The organism is Kitasatospora sp. NBC_00374 (genome assembly GCF_041434935.1).
Classification (GTDB): domain Bacteria; phylum Actinomycetota; class Actinomycetes; order Streptomycetales; family Streptomycetaceae; genus Kitasatospora.
On sequence record NZ_CP107964.1, the window covers coordinates 1,425,834 to 1,443,339 of the forward strand.

Annotated in this window: 15 protein-coding genes and 3 pseudogenes; 6 read left to right on the forward strand and 12 right to left on the reverse strand. The window is 70.3% G+C overall.

Annotated elements, in window-relative coordinates:
* Positions 1-325 precede the first annotated feature (325 nt).
* The 6 genes and pseudogenes from OG871_RS06495 to OG871_RS06520 all read right to left on the reverse strand — a co-directional run.
* A pseudogene (locus OG871_RS06495) lies at positions 326-1,486 on the reverse strand (APC family permease); the annotation flags it as partial.
* A 326-nt stretch (positions 1,487-1,812) separates the two neighbouring features.
* Positions 1,813-2,244, reverse strand: a complete 432-nt coding sequence (locus tag OG871_RS06500) for a hypothetical protein (RefSeq protein ID WP_371494902.1) — start codon at positions 2,242-2,244, stop codon at positions 1,813-1,815.
* Between the two features lie 16 nt (positions 2,245-2,260).
* Entirely contained in the window at positions 2,261-2,578 is a 318-nt protein-coding gene (locus OG871_RS06505; RefSeq protein ID WP_371494903.1) for a universal stress protein, read from the reverse strand.
* Between the two features lie 122 nt (positions 2,579-2,700).
* Positions 2,701-2,808 (reverse strand): annotated as a pseudogene (locus OG871_RS06510) (hypothetical protein); the annotation flags it as partial.
* 138 nt (positions 2,809-2,946) lie between these two features.
* On the reverse strand, positions 2,947-5,079 hold the full coding sequence (gene kdpB, locus OG871_RS06515) for a potassium-transporting ATPase subunit KdpB (RefSeq protein ID WP_371494905.1): 2,133 nt from the start codon (positions 5,077-5,079) through the stop codon (positions 2,947-2,949).
* Between the two features lie 329 nt (positions 5,080-5,408).
* Entirely contained in the window at positions 5,409-5,624 is a 216-nt protein-coding gene (locus OG871_RS06520) for a hypothetical protein (protein ID WP_371494907.1), read from the reverse strand.
* 834 nt (positions 5,625-6,458) lie between these two features.
* Here OG871_RS06520 and OG871_RS06525 point away from each other — a divergent pair.
* The 3 genes and pseudogenes from OG871_RS06525 to OG871_RS06535 all read left to right on the forward strand — a co-directional run bounded on the left by OG871_RS06525 (position 6,459) and on the right by OG871_RS06535 (position 7,915).
* Positions 6,459-6,731 carry a hypothetical protein gene (locus OG871_RS06525; RefSeq protein WP_371494909.1) on the forward strand — a complete coding sequence of 91 codons (273 nt, stop codon included), beginning with the start codon at positions 6,459-6,461 and terminating at the stop codon, positions 6,729-6,731.
* 179 nt (positions 6,732-6,910) lie between these two features.
* Positions 6,911-7,201 (forward strand): annotated as a pseudogene (locus OG871_RS06530) (winged helix-turn-helix domain-containing protein); the annotation flags it as partial.
* A gap of 192 nt (positions 7,202-7,393) precedes the next feature.
* Positions 7,394-7,915, forward strand: a complete 522-nt coding sequence (locus OG871_RS06535; protein WP_371494911.1) for a universal stress protein — start codon at positions 7,394-7,396, stop codon at positions 7,913-7,915.
* A 63-nt stretch (positions 7,916-7,978) separates the two neighbouring features.
* Here OG871_RS06535 and OG871_RS06540 read toward each other — a convergent pair whose 3' ends face one another.
* From OG871_RS06540 to OG871_RS06555, 4 genes are all read right to left on the reverse strand, one after another.
* A complete protein-coding gene (locus tag OG871_RS06540; RefSeq protein ID WP_371494913.1) occupies positions 7,979-8,527 on the reverse strand; it encodes a sensor histidine kinase in 549 nt (182 codons plus the stop codon).
* Positions 8,528-8,640: 113 nt separating this feature from the next.
* Positions 8,641-10,608: an amino acid transporter gene (locus tag OG871_RS06545; RefSeq protein WP_371494915.1), complete on the reverse strand. Its 1,968-nt coding sequence runs from the start codon at positions 10,606-10,608 to the stop codon at positions 8,641-8,643.
* A 298-nt stretch (positions 10,609-10,906) separates the two neighbouring features.
* Positions 10,907-11,710: an alpha/beta fold hydrolase gene (locus OG871_RS06550; protein WP_371494917.1), complete on the reverse strand. Its 804-nt coding sequence runs from the start codon at positions 11,708-11,710 to the stop codon at positions 10,907-10,909.
* A 43-nt stretch (positions 11,711-11,753) separates the two neighbouring features.
* Positions 11,754-12,425 (reverse strand): DUF4097 family beta strand repeat-containing protein, encoded by a 672-nt coding sequence (locus tag OG871_RS06555; RefSeq protein WP_371494919.1) that lies wholly within the window; start codon positions 12,423-12,425, stop codon positions 11,754-11,756.
* A 245-nt stretch (positions 12,426-12,670) separates the two neighbouring features.
* On the opposite strand from OG871_RS06555, the gene OG871_RS06560 reads away from it, so the two are divergent.
* The gene (locus OG871_RS06560) at positions 12,671-12,871 is read left to right on the forward strand and encodes a hypothetical protein (RefSeq protein ID WP_371494920.1); all 201 of its coding nucleotides are present in this window, start codon (positions 12,671-12,673) and stop codon (positions 12,869-12,871) included.
* 262 nt (positions 12,872-13,133) lie between these two features.
* Here OG871_RS06560 and OG871_RS06565 read toward each other — a convergent pair whose 3' ends face one another.
* Positions 13,134-13,967, reverse strand: coding sequence for a YhjD/YihY/BrkB family envelope integrity protein (locus tag OG871_RS06565; protein WP_371494922.1), 834 nt, complete (start codon positions 13,965-13,967; stop codon positions 13,134-13,136).
* Between the two features lie 556 nt (positions 13,968-14,523).
* Positions 14,524-15,258: a helix-turn-helix domain-containing protein gene (locus OG871_RS06570; protein ID WP_371494924.1), complete on the reverse strand. Its 735-nt coding sequence runs from the start codon at positions 15,256-15,258 to the stop codon at positions 14,524-14,526.
* Between the two features lie 223 nt (positions 15,259-15,481).
* Between OG871_RS06570 and OG871_RS06575 the strand changes: the two genes are divergently transcribed.
* A complete protein-coding gene (locus OG871_RS06575; protein WP_371494926.1) occupies positions 15,482-16,153 on the forward strand; it encodes a DUF4097 family beta strand repeat-containing protein in 672 nt (223 codons plus the stop codon).
* A 75-nt stretch (positions 16,154-16,228) separates the two neighbouring features.
* Positions 16,229-17,359: a serine hydrolase domain-containing protein gene (locus tag OG871_RS06580; protein WP_371494928.1), complete on the forward strand. Its 1,131-nt coding sequence runs from the start codon at positions 16,229-16,231 to the stop codon at positions 17,357-17,359.
* The last annotated feature ends 147 nt before the right edge of the window (positions 17,360-17,506 follow it).

Consider the following 17,506-nt stretch of genomic DNA (forward strand, 5'->3'; position numbering starts at 1 on the left):
CCCCCGCGCGACCAGGGCGATGACGGCGAACACGGCAACCGTGACGCCGACGAAAACGAGATCGAGCATGGGCTCCACCAACGTGGTTCAGGACCTGGTCGTGGACGCCTCCGAAGGGCCCGCACGACACCGGCGGCAGACCGGCCAGAGCAGCAAATCAGCCGGTCAGGACGCTGATCGGATCCCTGACGCCTTCCATACGGATGAATTTGGAACATTGACGCGGCCTTGATACCTGCTTCACACGCTTGAGACTTCACCCTGGCCGGAACGTGTCGGTGGCCCCCGACAGCACGCTGTCCGGGGCCACACGTCCGCGCTCAGATCACAGCTTCTCCGGCGCCGGTACGGCCTTGGAACGAACCGGCTCGCCGCGGCGCACCGCGCCGGGGGCGCGGGGGGCGGAGGAGAGCTGCCAGGGCACGCTGATCACCATCACGCCCGGGGTGAACAGCAGGCGGCTCTTCAGCCCGAGCGCCGACTGGTTGTGCAGCAGGTGCTCCCACCAGTGGCCGACCACGTACTCGGGGATGAAGACGGCGACCGCGTCCCGGGGGCTGGTGCGGCGCACGGTACGGACGTAGGAGACGACCGGCTTGGTGATCTCGCGGTACGGCGAGTCCAGCACCTTGAGCGGCACCTGCACCTCGAACTCGTCCCACTGGGTGCGCAGTTCGTCCGTCGCCTCCCTCTCCACCTCGACCGTGACGGCCTCCAGGGTGTCCGGGCGGAACGCCTCGGCGTAGCCGAGGGCGCGCAGGGTGGGCTTGTGGAGCTTGGAGACCAGGACGATGCCGTGCACCTTGGCCGGGCGCACCGATTCGGCCTGCGGGTCCTGGACGGCGAGTTCGTCGGCGACGCTGTCGTAGTGGCGACGGATGGCGCGCATCATCAGCCACAGCACGATCGCGGCGACCACGGCCAGCCAGGCGCCCTGGGCGAACTTGGTCAGCAGCACGATCACCAGCACCAGGGCGGTGGTGACCGCGCCCAGTGCATTGATCACCCTGGAGCGCTGGGCCGCTCGACGCACCGGGCCGTCGCTCTCACTCGCAAGGAGCCGGTTCCAGTGCTTGACCATGCCGACCTGGGAGAGCGTGAAGGAGGTGAAGACGCCGAGGATGTAGAGGTGGATCAGGCTGGTGACGTCCGCGTCGTAGAGCCAGAGCAGGCCGCCGGCGACCACCGCGAGGGCGATGATGCCGTTGGAGAACGCGAGGCGGTCGCCCCGGGTGTGCATCTGCCGGGGCAGGTAACGGTGTTCGGCCAGGATCGAGGCCAGCAGCGGGAAGCCGTTGAACGCGGTGTTCGCGGCCAGGATCAGCACCAGCGCGGTCGCGGCCTGGATCACGTAGAACAGGATGCTGTCGCTGCCGCCGAACACGGAGGCCGCCAGCTGCGCGATCACCGTCTGCTGGGTGTAGCCGGCGCAGTCGGCGGGGAGGCCGGTGAGCTGGCAGGCGTCGTCGACGTAGTGCACCTTCGAGCCCGTCCAAGGAGTGCGGGAGGTGTACTGCTACTGGCTCGTCGGGCCGCTGCGGGGAAACCGCGGCCGGACAGGTACGGCGTGGGCGGCCATGGAAGCCCTGCCACGCTCCGACCGGATCAGCCGCGGGGAGGCAGAGTCACCGGACGGCGGTGACGAAGCGCGACTCCCCCGGCGTCGGGCCGGGAGGCGCCTCCTTCGGTCGCCCGCGAATACGGCGGGCGGTCGTGGTGGCGTGTCGAGCGGTTCATGACGTCCATTCAAATGCACCCGCCACCGGCCGGGCAAGGACGGTTCATTTGCCCTGACGAATCCTTGACGAGCAGTCAGCCCCGCGGAGTCCGGGTGTGACCCTGCACGGCCAGCGCCTGCACGCGCACCCTGCGTCGGGGCAGCGAGGCGGGCAGCGACGCGACAAGTGCGGCAGCCGCGAACAGGCCGAGGCGCATGCATTCGACGCCGGTTCCGCCCCACTCCAAGGTCGCATGGCGGTGGACCACGAAACCGTTGAAGAACAGCCAGCCGGTCCCTGCGATCAGCGGGGCCGCCACCGGGCGGGAGACCGCGCCGACCAGGACGCAGAGGACGGTGAACCCGCCGAGCGCGAACGCTGTGGAGTGTTGCTCCCGGAGCACGGCGAGGGCGAGCGTCAGGGCGGCGCAGGCGATCAGTGCGATCGCGCCCGACATGCTCACCGCCAGACGGTCCACCACCGGCCGGAAGGAGGATCGGCCCGGACGGGCATGGTAGAGCCTCATGATTGTCCGTTCCCTCTCAATGACCCTCGACCGGCACAGCCGGCAGGTGCCAGACCCTGCGGCGGCGAAAGGCTTCCAGCTCACGCTGGAGCGTAGGCTTCGGCACGGCGAGAACCGGGCAGGCGGCGTGGTTGACGCAGTACGCCGTCACGGATGGCCGCAGCGCTCGGCGAATCGGGCTGCCGCCGCCGGCACCCACCACCAGCAGGTCGTCCGGGCGGTCCGCGCTGGACACCAGGGCGCCGCCGGACTCGCCACGCACGACCTCGCTGGAGAGCCGTACCCCGGTCGGCGTGCCGCCGAAAGCGTCGTCGAGCGCCTTCTCCAGGCGCACGACCGCGGCCTCCCGCCAGGCGGCCAGCAAGGGCGGGCAGGGCGCACGGCGGTAACGTGCTCACCGCCCTGCGGGAGCCAGGCGAGGACGGCCAGCACCTCGGCATCCGTGCGGCGGGCCTCCTCGACAGCCCGGTGCAGAGCGGCCAGGCTGCCGAGCGATCCACTGACGCCGACGACGATCCGTTGCGTCCGGTGCTCGCCGCGGCAGGCCTCATCCATGCCCGTCATTTCGTTCCTCGTTCACTCGACTACGCCCAGCCAAGCCCACGGGCGGGCAGGCGCCGCCGTTCGTTGACGCTTCCCTGACGGTCGGGACGACGATTCCAACGCGTTCCTGACGACCGCACAGCCCTGCGGAGCACCTGGTCAAAGGCCTGGTACGAACTGGACCAGCAGGTCGATGAGCTTGATGCCGAGGAAGGGCAGCACGAGTCCGCCGAGGCCGTAGATCCGCAGGTTGCGCCCCAGCAGCGCGGAGGCGGAGGAGGGCTTGTAGCGCACGCCCCGGAGGGCGAGCGGGATCAGCGCAACGATGATCAGCGCGTTGAAGACGATCGCCGAGGTGATCGCGGACGTCGGGCTGTGCAGGCCCATGACGTTCAGGTACCTGAGGCCCGGGTAGGCGCCGGCGAACATGGCCGGGATGATCGCGAAGTACTTCGCCACGTCGTTGGCGATCGAGAACGTGGTCAACGCCCCTCGCGTGATGAGCAGTTGCTTGCCGATCTCGACGATCTCGATCAACTTGGTCGGATTGGAGTCCAGGTCCACCATGTTCCCGGCCTCCTTCGCCGCCGAGGTCCCGGTGTTCATCGCCACCCCCACGTCGGCCTGGGCCAGCGCGGGCGCGTCGTTGGTGCCGTCGCCGGTCATCGCGACGAGCCTGCCGTCCTCCTGCTCCTTCCTGATCAGCGCCAGCTTGTCCTCGGGGGTGGCCTCGGCGAGGAAGTCGTCGACGCCGGCCTCCTTCGCGATCGCCCTGGCGGTCAGCGGATTGTCGCCCGTGACCATGACCGTACGGATTCCCATCCGCCGCAGTTCCGCGAACCGCTCGCCGATGCCCTCCTTGACGACGTCCTTGAGCTGGATCACTCCCAGCGCCCGGGCGCCGTGCCGGTCGTGGACGGCGACCATCAGCGGGGTCCCACCACCCGCGGCGATCACGTCGACGATCTCGAAGGCCTGCGGCGGAACCTGCCCCCCGTGGTCGTACACCCAGGTCGCGACTGCGGCCGCGGCTCCCTTCCGGACCAGGATCGCCGGGCTGTCGGGCCAGGTGAGGTCGACACCGCTCATCCGGGTCTGCGCGGAGAAGGGGACGAAGTCCATGTGCCCGAGTTCACCTTGGGCGCGCGTCCGCAGCCCGTACCGCTCGCGGGCGAGTGCCACGATCGAGCGGCCTTCGGGGGTCTCGTCGGCGAGACTGGACAGCTGGGCGGCCTCGGTGAGCTGATCGGCCGTCACGCCGGCCAGCGGGACGAAGCGGACGGCCTGCCGGTTGCCGAAGGTGATGGTGCCGGTCTTGTCCAGCAGCAGAACGTCCACGTCCCCGGCCGCCTCCACCGCCCGGCCCGACATCGCAAGCACGTTCCGCTGCACGAGACGGTCCATGCCCGCGATGCCGATCGCGGACAGCAGGGCACCGATGGTGGTGGGGATCAGCGCGACCAGCAGGGCGACCAGGACGGCCGTGCTCTGCTCGGCGCGGGCGTAGATGGCGAGTGGCTGGAGGCTGACGACGCTGAGGATGAAGACGATGGTGAGGGAGGCGAGCAGCAGGTTGAGCGCGATCTCGTTCGGGGTCTTCTTCCGCTCGGCGCCCTCGACCAGGGCGATCATGCGGTCGATGAAGGTCAGCCCGGGTTTGGAGGTGATTCGCACGACGATCCGGTCCGAGAGGACCTTGGTGCCGCCGGTGACGGCGCAGCGGTCGCCGCCGGCCTCCCGGATCACGGGGGCGGATTCGCCCGTGATGGCGGACTCGTCGACGGCCGCGATGCCGTCGACCACGTCGCCGTCGCCGGGGATCGTCTCACCGGCCTCCACGACCACGAAGTCGTGGAGGACCAGTTTCTCGGCCGGCACCCGTTCCTCCCGGAAGGTCCGGAGCCCGACGCGCCAGCTTGCGAGCCGTCGGGCCAAGGTCCCCGACCTGGCCTTGCGCAGGGACTCGGCCTGGGCCTTGCCGCGTCCCTCCGCCACGGCCTCCGCCAGGTTGGCGAACACCACGGTGAGCCACAGCCAGAGGCTGATCAGCCAGGTGAAGACGGTCGGCGAGACGACCGCCGACACGGTGGTCAGGGCCGAGCCGACCTCGACCACGAACATCACCGGGTTCTTGATCATCACCCGGGGATGCAGCTTGCGCAGCGCGTCCGGGAACGACGTGAGCAACTGCTTCGGATCGAACAGGCCGCCCCCGGAACGGCGGTGACGGGCAGTCGGGGACGGTGGCGCCGGGCGGATGGACTGGTCCCTCTCGGGAGCCGGAGCAAGCATGCTGCGAACCTTCTGGCGGGCCGGTGACGGGAGGCTGGGCAAGGTCGACCTCAGCCAACCGGCGGCCGTGGGCGCGGACGGCCGGCTCTGACACTCTTCTGACGGTCAGCCAGAAGAGATTGACGCCGCCTTGATCCTCGGGATGTTCCGGCGGACCTCACCGTCGCCGGCTCGCTCGCCGGTCCGGTACAGCAGGCCACGGGCGGCCCGACCACGACGACACCGGGCTCTCGGCTTGGCTACGGATGCGGAGTTCGAGGGACGGGCGGCATAGTTGCCCCGCCATGCCGAGGCCGTCGGCCGGTGATCCGGCCGACGGCCGTACGGGGTCAGTCCAAGTACCCCATGGCGATCCGGCAGTGGCCTCCGGACGCCCGGTGCCACTCCCCCTGGTCGGTCTCCGGGTCGTCGGCGTCCGCGGGCCGTGGCACCGAGACCACGGGCAGGCTGCGGAGATCGCGCGGTCGCCCCGCCGGAAGCCTGAGCACCGGCGTCGGCGGATTGCCGGACGGGCGGTTGACCTCGACAGTGTCTTGCGTGCCCATGCTCATGGTCATTCGCTTCCTTCGGGACGCGGTCTCGCACTCAGAGCCGCCGGGGGGGGAGTCTGTGGCCCTGTTCGGGGCCGCCAGGCGATCTCTGCCACTCCCAGTGGAGTCCCGATCCTCCCCCGCCGCAACGGGCATTGACGTGCGGCCTACGCCCAAGTCGCCCGTCTTGACAACTCCTTGACACCGTCCTGATCTGCCGAACCGCGCCGGCCCGACGAGGACGTGGCCGTGGTGACCGTCCCGCTTCCGCGAGAACATCGCCCGCTGGGCCGCCCACCGCTCCGAGCTGGAACCCACGATCCGTCAACTTCCCGCCCTGACCGCCGGTCCGGCCGACGTGTGTGAGGCACCCGTTCAGGGCCTCACCGACGTCGACCTGCCCCACCGACGCCATGTTCCCCCACCCAGCGTCAACACCGGGAGCCGCTCCGAGAACGGGCCCCATGTCAAGGAGCCGTCAGGGGCCGTCGCCGGACAGTCAACGAGTCGTCAGGAACGGTTGCCGTGCGCGTGAAGCGGCCTAGCGTCGGAGAGACACCAGCCGGGTCGGACCGCGACCTGTCCGCACCTCTCGGCAGTGGGGTGCTCACCGGTGTCGACGCCGAGTCGACCCGCAGACCCTCGGCGACCCCTGCGGGCGATCGCCGGGGGAGGAGGGCCCGCACTCCCTGGACTTCGTCGACCCCACCACCCGCACGGGGCCGGCGTCGATCAGCGGGAGCTGTCCGCCGTGGTCACCGGGCTCCGGCGGGCCGGCGCCACGCTCTCCCCGTCCCACCGCACAGGGCCCCGCCGCACCTGACGGCCTTTCACCGAGGAGGAGTCCACATGGCAGTTCTCGGCGCCTCGCGCACCCACGCGCCAAGGACCTCACCCAGGGCGTTCGGGTCCGCGCTCGCCCTGCTCACCGCCGTGCTCCGGCGGCTCGCCGACAGCCCACTGGACAGCTCGGTGCTGCAGGCCATCGGCGGCCCGGCCGGAAGTGCCGGCGGTGGTGAGGGCGTGAGCCGTCGGACGGTCCGGGTGCGGGCCGACTGGCGGACCGTCACCACAGCGGACGGCACACCACGGCTCGAAGCCCGCTGGGCTCCCGACAACTGACCGCATCCCCCTGTACCTCGCCCCGCTGACACGACCGCAAGGAGGATGAGATGTCCCTGTACTACCCCCGGGTCTCGCGTATCCACTCGACCTGGCCCGCCGTCGACGCCGCAGCGGCCACCGTCCTCCGGCTCGACGGCGGTCCCAGGTCCGACCCGCCGCGCGCCACCGCGACCGGCATCGCCGTCGATACCGTGCGCCGCACCGCGGTCGCCGGCGGCCGCCCGCTGAAGCTCACCTACATGGAGTTCGAACTCCTCGCCCACCTGGTGGCGCATCCGCTGCGGGTCTACAGCCGCCGCCAGCTGCTGACCAGTGTCTGGGAGCAGGAGCCGTTCGGCGACACCAGGACGATCGACGTGCACGTCGCCCGGCTGCGCCGCAAGCTCGGGCCCGAGCTCCGGGACACCATTGCGACCGTCCGGCAGGTCGGCTACTGCTACGACCCCGGTGCGCAGCACCGGCCGTGAGCCCGAACCCGGTCCCGGCGGACCGAGAGCGCCGGGTTCACGGCGGCATGTATCAAGACCACGTCAAGGACGGCGCGCGACGCGTAGTACGTACGTCAAGGACAGCAGCCCGAGCGGTCGGACGGTCGTCAAATGGAGGTGCGGGGCTGAACGGGTTCCGCCGACCGGAGAGCGGGAAGAGAGCGAACTGTCATGATCGAGGGCATTCGGGTCGTCGTCGGGGTCAACGGCTCCTTGAGCAGTCTCGCGGCCGTGTACCGGGCAGTGGAGGAAGCGGGCCGGCGCGATGCCGTACTCGTCCCGGTGATCGCCTGGTCCGACACGGGCGGCGACCACCTGCGGCCGCTGTCGGAGCTGGAGCATGCGGCGCGCAAGCGTCTGGACACCGTGTTCGAGCAGGCCTTCGGCGGCTACCCGCACGACATCGTGATCCGTCCGCTCGTGGTCCGCGCCGAAGCCGGCCGAGCGCTGGTCGCCGCCGCCGACCGCCCGACCGACCTGCTGGTGCTCGGCAGCGGCCACCGCGGCCGCCTCCAGCACGCCCTGCACGGCTCGGTGGCTCGCCACTGCCGCACCCACGCGGTCTGCGACGTGTTGGTGGTCTCCCCGTCCGAGCTCCTGGAGAGTATGGAACTCACCGCGCGCAGCGGCGCACCTCTGCCCTTCCTCGCCGGCCGCAGCCGGGCTCCGCGCCACTCCGCCGTCTCGGCCTGAACCCGCCCGCACGGTTCGCGGGTCACACCGCGAGAAGGGCCGGGGTCAGAGCACCGAGAGCACTCACGACGCCGCGATGCGGAGGCCGAAGACGAACGTCGTGCCGCCTCCCGGGGTGTCATCGACACCGAGTTCTCCGTGCATGGCCTCGGTGAACCCCTTGGCGACGGCGAGGCCGAGACCGGCTGCCGTCCCGGGGGTACTGCCCTGGGCCTGCCGAAAGGGCTGGAAGAGATCGTCGCGCCGGTCCCGTTCGATCCCCCGGCCCCGGTCGATGACCCGGATCTCCACCCGGCCTTCGACGACACCGGCGTCCACCCGCACCGCAGTGCCGGGCGGTGACCAAGTCCGGGCGTTGGCCAGCACATTGGCCAACGCCCGCTCCAGCAGGCCGGGATCGGCCTCGATCCCGGGAAGGTCCTCCGCGATCTCGGTCTCCACCGGCACCGAGGATCCCGGCAGCGCTGCCACCGCCGCGGCCACGACGTCCCCGACGGCCACCGGCCTGAGCGTCACCGGCACCTGCCCGGCCTGCATGCGGCTGAGGTCGAGCAGGACGACGATGAGACGGGTCAGCCTGTCCGCCTCGGTGTCGATGTACGTCTTCCCCACCCCCGGCGCGGCGCCCAGGTAACCCGCAGCTTCCCGTCGCTGGCCACGAAGGCCTCCTGTTCAACGCCTCTGCCGGTCGTCGGTGACTGTCTCCATCGTCCTCGAAGGGGCGGTCAGCCGACGTGCACGCGGGGGCGGCGGGTACGGTCGGGTTCGGCCTCCCGCAGGACTTCCCGGGTGACCGGGGCGACCTCGCCCTGGCCGAACAGGAAGAACCGCATGAACTGCGCGAACGGGTTGCCCTCGGTCCACTCGAAGTAGATGTGCGGCTGCTGCCCGGTCGCGTCCCGCACGTGCAGCAGCAGCGCCGCGAGCGCGTTCGGGATGCTGGAGTGCTCCAGGGTGAGGACCCGGTAGCGATCGTGCAGTACCGCGCCGTGGACCCGCAGTTCAGCCTCGAAGTCGGACGGGTCCCGGACGGTGACCTCGACGAACACCAGGTCGTCCTCGACCGGGATGTCGTTGTCCGCCCGGATCTGGTGCAGCTTCTCCCGGTACTCGGTGAGATCGCGGCTGTCGGGCTGGTTGGCGATCAGCCGGATCGTCCGGTTCGAGCAGTCGCGTACGAAGCGCTCGGCGACCTGGTCGAGGACCACGTCGGTGACCCGGAGCTCGAACGCGCGGGCCAGCCGGGAGGCCAGCGAGATCAGCACGATGGCGGCGATGAAGCAGGCACCGATCTTCACGCCGTCGGGCCGCTCGGCGATGTTGTCGCCGGTGGTGTAGACGAAGACCGCGGCGATGATCGCGAAGCCCACGGTCCAGCCGCGCTGGCCGGCCTTGTGCGCGGCGATGGTGACCGCGATGGCGGCCGAGGTGATCAGCACCAGGACGCCGGTGGCATAGGCGCCGCCCTGCTCGTCCACGCTGGCGTCGAAGATCCAGGTGATCAGGAAGGCGACCCCGGTGAGCACCAGGACCATCGGGCGCACGGCCCGCGCCCAGTGTGGCGCCATGCCGTAGCGCGGCAGGTAGCGGGGCATCAGGTTGAGCAGGCCCGCCATCGCCGAGGCCCCGGCGAACCAGAGGATGGCGATGGTGGAGGCGTCGTAGACGCTGCCGAAAGCACCGCCGAGGTACTCGTGAGCCAGGTAGGCCAAGGCGCGGCCGTTGGCCGCGCCGCCCGGTTCGAAGGCCGCGGGCGGGATCAGCAGGGTGGTGATGAGGCTGGTGGTGATCAGGAAGACGCTCATGATCACGGCGGCGGTGGTGAGCAGCTTGCGGGTGCCGCGGATCCTCCCGGTCGGTTTCTCCTCGGTGTCGCCCTCCTCGCCCTCGATGTGCGGCATGACCGCGACGCCGGTCTCGAAGCCGGACAGGCCCAGGGCGAGTTTCGGGAAGACCAGCAGGGCCACACCGACCATGGCCACCACGTTGCCGTGCTCGGCGGTCAGCGCGTCCGTCCAGTCCGTGATCAGCTGCGGATCGGTCAGCACGTGCCACAGTCCGACCGCGACCACCACCACGTTCAGCGCGAGATAGACCGCGACCAGGACCACGGCCACGCCGATCGCCTCGCTGAAGCCCTTGAGGAACACCGCCCCGAGCAGGGCGACCAGGATCATCGTGATCAGCACCTGACGGCCGTGCAGCGCGTCGGTCAGGTGCGGATTCTCCACCAGGTGCGCCGTGGCGTCGGCGGCGGAGAGGGTGATGGTGATCACGAAGTCGGTCGCGGCGAAGCCGAGCAGGGCCAGCACGAACAGCTTCCCCTGCCAGAACGACAGCAGGCGTTCCAGCATGGCGATCGAGCCCTGCCCGTGCGGGCTCTCCTGGGCCACCCGCCGGTAGACCGGCAGCGCCCCGCACAGCGTGACCAGCACCAGCACGACGGTCGCCAGCGGGGACAGCAGCCCGGCCGCCAGCGCCGCGATACCCGGCTGGTAGCCGAGCGTGGAGAAGTAGTCCAGCCCGGTCAGGCACATCACCCGCCACCACCGCTGCCGGTGCTCCGCAGGAGCCTCGGCGTGCGGACCCGGGTGCTGCTTCGCCCGGTCCGATGTGCCCTCCAGCAACCACGCCCGCAACCGCTGCCGCGCCGATGGCGAGGAACCACGAGCATCAGAGGCCGAGCCTGCCATCGTGCACCCCTGTCGAGACCGCCGACCACCTGGCCCGCCGGACCGGCGGCCGGCTCAGCGTAGGCGAGCCGCTCCCCCGGCCCGGGGAGGCACCCGGCCGGTGGTCCCGCTGTCACCCCATCAGCGGTCCACCCCCACCCCGCACGGCGGACGGGCTCGATGCCGGCTCTTCGTGGTCAGGCGCGGCCTGGGCCGGCGAGGACCAGGTGGGACCTCCCGCCCGCCGCGGAGCAACGCAGGCCACGGTGGCGCCGGTGTCCCGGGGCGGCGTGGGATCGGCCGACCCGTACGTCATGGCTCAGCCGACCTGGTGGTCGCGGGTGGCGGCGAGCTCGCGTACCGCGTCGGCGACGGCTCGGAAGTCCTTGCGCAGGATCTTGGAGTGGTTGCTCGCGACCTTCGCGCTGACCCGGATGTCGGGGTTACGGGCGAGCACCGGGTCGAGGTTGGCGCGGATCTGCTCCATCAGTTTCGCGTCGCCGCCCAGGTTGCCGCCGGTGGCCAGTACGTACCGGGCCGGCACGGTCAGACGGTCGAGGACCGGGTCGAGGGCGGCGGGCGCGCAGAGCTCGTTGGCCTCGATGTTGATCTCGGCGTGTTGCGCGGCGCTCATTCGCGCCGCCAGGCCGAGCGGGCGGGCGATCGGGAACAGCGGGCTCAGCCGGCGGAACAGCCTGCGGATCTGTGCCCGGGCGGCGTCGTCGAGCCACTCGTGCGGCAGGGCGCCGTCCACGGACACCACCCCCAGAGCGCGGTCCGGGTTCCGGGCCGCCCAGTGCACGGCGACCATGGCGCCGTAGGACCAGCCCACCAGGATCGGCCGGTCCACGCCCCTGGCGCCGAGGACGGCGTCGAGATCGCGGAGGCACGCCTCGAAGGAGTAGTCCGCGGCGCGCCTCGACTTGCCGCGGGCGCGCTCGTCGTAGGTGATGTGCCGGTAGTCGCCGCCGAGGTCGGTGATGACGCGCCGCCAGTGCGACTGGTCGGCGTAGGAGCCGTTGAGGTAGACCACGGGACGGCCGGGCCCGCCGGTGTCGGTCACGGCCAGTGCGGTGTCATCGATCGACACCATGCCGGTCCAGGCGGACTGCTTGACGGTCATGGCTTGGCTTCTTCCGGTGTCGGAGGTGGATCAGGGATGACGTTCAGAGGCTGTGGGCGGTGATGTTGCCGTGGGTGGTGGTGGCGTGGATGGTGAGGGCGGCGTCGGCGCCGTCGGTGTTCTTGAGCGCGTTGTCGATGCGGCCGTAGGAGGTGCCGGCGTTCAGGGCGGCGGAGACGCCGCGGGCGGCGCCGATGGAGATGTCGCCGGCCTGGGTGCGCAGTTCGACGGTGCCGTGTGCGGCCTCGGTGATGTGGAGGTCGCCCTGCTGGGTGGTGATGTTCGCGGGGCCGCCCAGGCGGCCGACCGCGATGTCGCCGGCGAGGAGGGTGAGGTGGGCGCTCGCGGTCTCGTCGAGCTTGACCGTGCCCCGGGCGGTGTCGAAGGTGACGTCGCCGAGCCGTCCGACGCCGCGGAGTTCGGCGTCGGCGGCCTTCGCCTCGATCCGGGAGCCGGCGGGCAGTTGGACGGTGACCTCGACGGATCCGCAGGCGCCGAGGATCTGGTTCCTCGCCTCCGGGGCGTTGATCCGCAGGACGCCGTCGGCGTACTCGACGGTGGTCTGCTCGGCCGCCTTCACGTCGCGGCCCTTCGAGGCGTTCGCGGGCAGGACCTCGACCGTGGTGTCGGTGCGGTCGGCGGCGATGAAGCGGAGGCGGCCGGCGGGGATGTCGAGGACGGCGGTGATCGGGGTGGGGGTGGCGAACTTCTGCATGGCGTTCTCTCCTGCACTCGTTGTTTCTGACTCCGAGAACGCTACGTTGCGTTCAGGAATCACGCAACGAGTTCGTTGCGCATGATCGGCATCACTGCAGGTGGAAGCCCAAGTTTCGTTGCAACGGATCTGGCTTTAACGCAACGAACGCCTCGCTGTACGTTGCATTGGATTGAGAGTGAACGCTAAGCGCTGAAGCTGGACGTGGACCGGCTCGGCACGCCGGGCGAGAGCGCGTCGCTGACGTGGCTGCGCTGCAGATCGCCGAGCTGACGCTGCGGGAGTTCGACCTGCCGGTCGCCACCGAAGATCCGACCATGGCCTGCATAGCCGATCCCGAGCGGTGGCACGTCGAACGCCACCCACCGTGGCTGCTCAAGCGGCCGGGCGCCCGGGTGGCCAGCGTGTGCCGGAGCTGGTGCGGAGTTACCGGTCACTGTCCATGACACGTGCTGTATTGGGCAGGTCGTTTGAGAGCCACTTCGGCAACGGGAGTGAGAGCCACTGGTCTAGGCACCGAGATTGAGAGCCGCCTCGCCTGACAGCGCGACACACCATGTTCGGAGCAATGTCATCAGTTGGTCCGGTTGGACGCGACACACTGCACTTCTTGATCATGCAAGACAGGCCGGTTGGGCTGTCACCCTTCAGCACCAGAAGGCAACGAGTGGCGTCGCTCACGAGATGGCCACGACGGCGAGTCAGGTCTCACTTTTGCCGTTTCAGCGCGCGTGTCACGCGGGGGAGTTCCTCGTGAAGTAGTCGGCCGACCAGTGCGCCGCCGAAGACGACGACTCCCACGCCGACCAGCCATGACTGGAGGACCAGAACGGTCCCGAATGGACCGTAGGTGACCGTGTTGGAGGCGATCAGCGGTGAGAAGACGAGCCGGGAGAAGAGCCGCAGGCCGAGCAGTCCGACCACGGTCACCACGGCCCCTGGCAGAAGGGCGCGCCAGCGCACCCGCCCGCCGAGCAGGAGCCGTTGCGACCACCAGACGAACAGGACCGCGCTCAGCGCCGCCGCGAGACCGCCGGCCGGGGATCGGCGCCAGAGCGTACTGGTGGCGGACAGGAAGAGGAATCCGATGAGGGCGGCGAGCCACAGCACGTGGCGCCACCGGGCCCACCAGCGGGCCGGCGGTAGATTCCAGGCCTTCTCGTAGCCGCTTTGCACCGCGGCCCCGAACGAGAGGCCGAACACCGCCAGGGCGGCGAGGCCGAAGGCCGTCGTGGTTTGAAACGCCTGGCCGGGCCGCCCGAAGAGCTGCTCGACCTCCTGTCTGGAAGCCAGTGACACGCCGAGCCCATCCCCCAGCCACTGCGCGAATCCTCGCCCACGGTTGGGATCGGCTGCGGAGACCACGATCAGTAGCGGGACCAGGGTGAGGAACCCGAGGGCCGCGAAGCCCAGCGCCCGCTGTGACAGCTGCAGGTCGCCGCCCCGCATCCAGCCGCGCCCGGCCGGCGACCGGCGGACCACCCGCCGCAGCCGGCCGAACAGAGACGGCCGGTCTCCAGCACTGGGGGGCTCCATCGGCATACACGTTGACTACCACGGTCGACACGCCGCTGCTGGAGGGCGCGGCCACAGGAACAGAGCCAGGTCCCTCCGGGTAGAGCCTGTCGGCGAAACGACCTGACGGGGTCCGGGACAGCCAACCCGGCCACCCCGACTCCGATGACAGCACTCCGAATCGGATCGTTGTGGTGAAACATCACCCGAAAGGGGCGGCTCCGAAACCCATTGTCGATCTTGGTCCGACGGCACTCCGGATGGCTCCACCAATAGAGCAACGTGGCTCTCACTCTCGTTGCCCAACTGGCTCCCAATCGACCTGTCGAAACACACGTGCCTACACGCCGATCGCCGCCTGGACCGTCGAGGACGAGCACTTCGACGTCTCGGAGCAGGCCGAGGCGCTCTACGACGCCCCGCGCCAAGCCGGGCGCCGCCGAGCCGGAGGACGATGACGACGGTGGGGGCTGAGCGGGCCCGGCTGCGGCGGTTCGCGCTGCTGGTGCGGTTGAAGGCGCGCCGATGCCCCGGCGGTGGTCGCCGGGGCTGCCCACTCGCGATCCGCAGGTGGCTCGGTGGCTCAGGTGGTGCTGTCCGACGTCGTTTCGGGTTTGGCGTGGAGGATCTCGCGGGCCTGGTCCGCGGCGCGGGCGATGCTCTCGGAGATGAAGTCGACGAAGCGGGCGATGTTCTCCAGGCGGGCGGCGGCCGGGGTGCCGGGGCCGAGGATGCCGCCGCCCTGGCGGGCGACCTCGCCGAGGTGGGCGGTGGCGCGGGCGCTGGCCATCGTCGACTGGTACAGGACGTCGTTGTCGACGACGTAGCGCTCGCGGCGGCGTTCGTCGCGTTCGCGGCGGATGAGGCCCTGGCTTTCGAGGAATGTGATCGCCTTGGAGACGGACGCCGGGCTGATCTGGAGGCGCTGGGCGAGTTCGGAGGCGGTGAGGCTGCCGGCGTCGGTGGTGTAGAGGCCGGCCAGCACCCGGGCCGTCATCTTGGGCAGGCCCGATTGCATGAAGACGGTGGCGAGCACCTCCTCGTACTCGCGTACGGCCTCGGCATCGCGTCCGTGGGCCTGCGGGGGCGTGTTGGGGCCCTGGGGTGCGGCGCGCCTGCGGCGGTGGGCGCGGTGTTCGGTGGCGCGGTGGGCGAGGTCGGCGCGGTAGGCGGTGGGGCCGCCGTTGCGCATCACCTCACGCGTGATCGTCGAGGTGGGGCGGTCGAGGCGCCTGGCGATCTCCGCATAGGCGAGGCCGTCGGCCAGTCCCAGCGCGATCTTCTGGCGTTCCTGCTGGGTGAGTCTGCCTCCCGGCATCGCGGTCTCCTTCGTGGTCCGTGGTGTCTCCACCTTAGCGTTCACTCTCGATTCATTGCAACGCAAAGGGCGAGGACTATTGCATTAGATTCAGAGCCATTGCAATGAAATCTCCACCTCCACCTGCACTGACGCCGATCATGCGCAACGAACTCGTAGCGCGATTCTTGAACGCAACGTAGCGTTCTCTGAGTCAGAAACAACGAGTGCAGGAGAGAACACCATGCAGAAGTTCGCCACCCCCACCCCGATCACCGCCGTCCTCGACATCCCCGCCGGCCGCCTCCGCTTCATCGCCGCCGACCGCACCGACACCACGGTCGAGGTCCTGCCCGCGAACGCCTCGAAGGGCCGCGACGTGAAGGCGGCCGAGCAGACCACCGTCGAGTACGCCGACGGCGTCCTGCGGATCAACGCCCCGGAGGCGAGGAACCAGATCCTCGGCGCCTGCGGATCCGTCGAGGTCACCGTCCAACTGCCCGCCGGCTCCCGGATCGAGGCGAAGGCCGCCGACGCCCAACTCCGCGGCGTCGGACGGCTCGGCGACGTCACCTTCGACACCGCCCGGGGCACGGTCAAGCTCGACGAGACCGCGAGCGCCCACCTCACCCTCCTCGCCGGCACCATCGCGGTCGGCCGCCTGGGCGGCCCCGCGAACATCACCACCCAGCAGGGCGACCTCCACATCACCGAGGCCGCACACGGCACCGTCGAACTGCGCACCCAGGCCGGCGACATCTCCATCGGCGCCGCCCGCGGCGTCTCCGCCGCCCTGAACGCCGGCACCTCCTACGGCCGCATCGACAACGCGCTCAAGAACACCGACGGCGCCGACGCCGCACTCACCATCCACGCCACCACCACCCACGGCAACATCACCGCCCACAGCCTGTAGCAGGGGCGCCGCTCAGGCGCGGCGATCCCGTCCGTTCGGTTGAACCTCGTAACAGTCCTGAAGGAGCACCGCACCATGTCCAACACCCTTACCGACCATGACCGCCCGGAGCTGCAGAAGGCCATCGAGGAGATGGTCGAGTCCGGTTTCACCGGGGTCACGATGCGCGTGCACGACGAGCGGGGCGAGTGGGTCGGCAGCGCCGGGGTGCGCAAGCTGGGCGAGACCGCGAAGCCGCCGACGAACGGGCACGTCCGGGCAGGCAGCGTCACGAAGACCTTCACCGCGACCGTGGCGCTGCGGCTGGTGGCCGAGGGCGCGATCGAGCTGGACGCCCCGGTGGCCGACCACCTGCCCGAGTTCGGGCTGGACCGGAAGGTCACGGTGCGGATGCTGCTGCAGCACACCAGTGGGGTGTTCAACTTCACCGGCGAGTACTACGACGACGGGACGTTCGCGCCGGGGATCCCCGCCACGACGGCGGGCCAGGAGTGGGTGGACAACCGGTTCAGGACCTACCGGCCGGAAGAGCTGGTACGGCTGGCGCTGTCCAAGCCGGCACGGTTCGAGCCGGGGACGGACTGGAGCTACTCCAACACCAACTACGTGCTGGCCAGGCTGCTGATCGAGAAGGTGACCGGCCGCTCGCTCGCCGAGGAGATGCAGCGGCTGGTCCTGGGGCCGCTCGGGCTGTCGGGCACCGTCCTGCCGGAGACCGGCACGGAGATCCCCGAACCGCACACCCACGCCTACTACCGGTACGAGGACGCCGGCCGGCAGAGGACGGTCGACGTCACCCGCCAGAACCCCTCCTGGATCTCCACCGGCGGGGACATGATCTCGACCACCCGGGACCTCCACACGTTCATCTCCGCGCTGATGGGCGGCAGGCTCCTGCCGGCCCCGCTGCTGGCCGAGATGTGCAAGCCGCATCCCAAGGTCGGCTACGGCCTGGGGGTGTTCGTGCAGGATGCGGGCGCAGGCGGCGGCACCGTCATCACCCACAACGGCGGCATGGCGGGCCACGCGGCACTGATGTACAGCACGCCCGACGGCAGCAGGACCCTGACCGCCGCGCTGAACTACGTCGACGACGCCGCGCTGTCCATGGCAGGGCCGTTCCAGACGGCGACGCAGAAGCTCGTCGAGGAGGTCTTCGGCGGCGGGCGGACCGGGTCGGCCGACGCGGCCGAGCCGGGTCGGTAGACAGGGCCGACCGACGTGGACCCCGGGGCCGCCCCTCGTTCGGGGCGGCCCCGCGGCCGCGGGGGATCGTCCGGTACGGATACTCCTCGTTCCCCCTCGACCTTTCCCCTCGGTCGCCGTTTTGCCGGAACGGCAACAGAAGTGGCG

What these genes read in the sequence shown, in the direction of transcription:
- OG871_RS06580 (WP_371494928.1), top strand. Translation starts at nt 16,229, where the DNA reads ATGTCCAACACCCTTACCGACCATGACCGCCCGGAGCTGCAGAAGGCC.
- OG871_RS06555 (WP_371494919.1), bottom strand. Translation starts at nt 12,425, where the DNA reads ATGCAGAAGTTCGCCACCCCCACCCCGATCACCGCCGTCCTCGACATC.
- OG871_RS06525 (WP_371494909.1), top strand. Translation starts at nt 6,459, where the DNA reads ATGGCAGTTCTCGGCGCCTCGCGCACCCACGCGCCAAGGACCTCACCC.
- kdpB (WP_371494905.1), bottom strand. Translation starts at nt 5,079, where the DNA reads ATGCTTGCTCCGGCTCCCGAGAGGGACCAGTCCATCCGCCCGGCGCCA.
- OG871_RS06500 (WP_371494902.1), bottom strand. Translation starts at nt 2,244, where the DNA reads ATGAGGCTCTACCATGCCCGTCCGGGCCGATCCTCCTTCCGGCCGGTG.
- OG871_RS06550 (WP_371494917.1), bottom strand. Translation starts at nt 11,710, where the DNA reads ATGACCGTCAAGCAGTCCGCCTGGACCGGCATGGTGTCGATCGATGAC.
- OG871_RS06520 (WP_371494907.1), bottom strand. Translation starts at nt 5,624, where the DNA reads ATGGGCACGCAAGACACTGTCGAGGTCAACCGCCCGTCCGGCAATCCG.
- OG871_RS06545 (WP_371494915.1), bottom strand. Translation starts at nt 10,608, where the DNA reads ATGGCAGGCTCGGCCTCTGATGCTCGTGGTTCCTCGCCATCGGCGCGG.
- OG871_RS06570 (WP_371494924.1), bottom strand. Translation starts at nt 15,258, where the DNA reads ATGCCGGGAGGCAGACTCACCCAGCAGGAACGCCAGAAGATCGCGCTG.
- OG871_RS06575 (WP_371494926.1), top strand. Translation starts at nt 15,482, where the DNA reads ATGCAGAAGTTCGCCACCCCCACCCCGATCACCGCCGTCCTCGACATC.
- OG871_RS06535 (WP_371494911.1), top strand. Translation starts at nt 7,394, where the DNA reads ATGATCGAGGGCATTCGGGTCGTCGTCGGGGTCAACGGCTCCTTGAGC.
- OG871_RS06565 (WP_371494922.1), bottom strand. Translation starts at nt 13,967, where the DNA reads ATGCCGATGGAGCCCCCCAGTGCTGGAGACCGGCCGTCTCTGTTCGGC.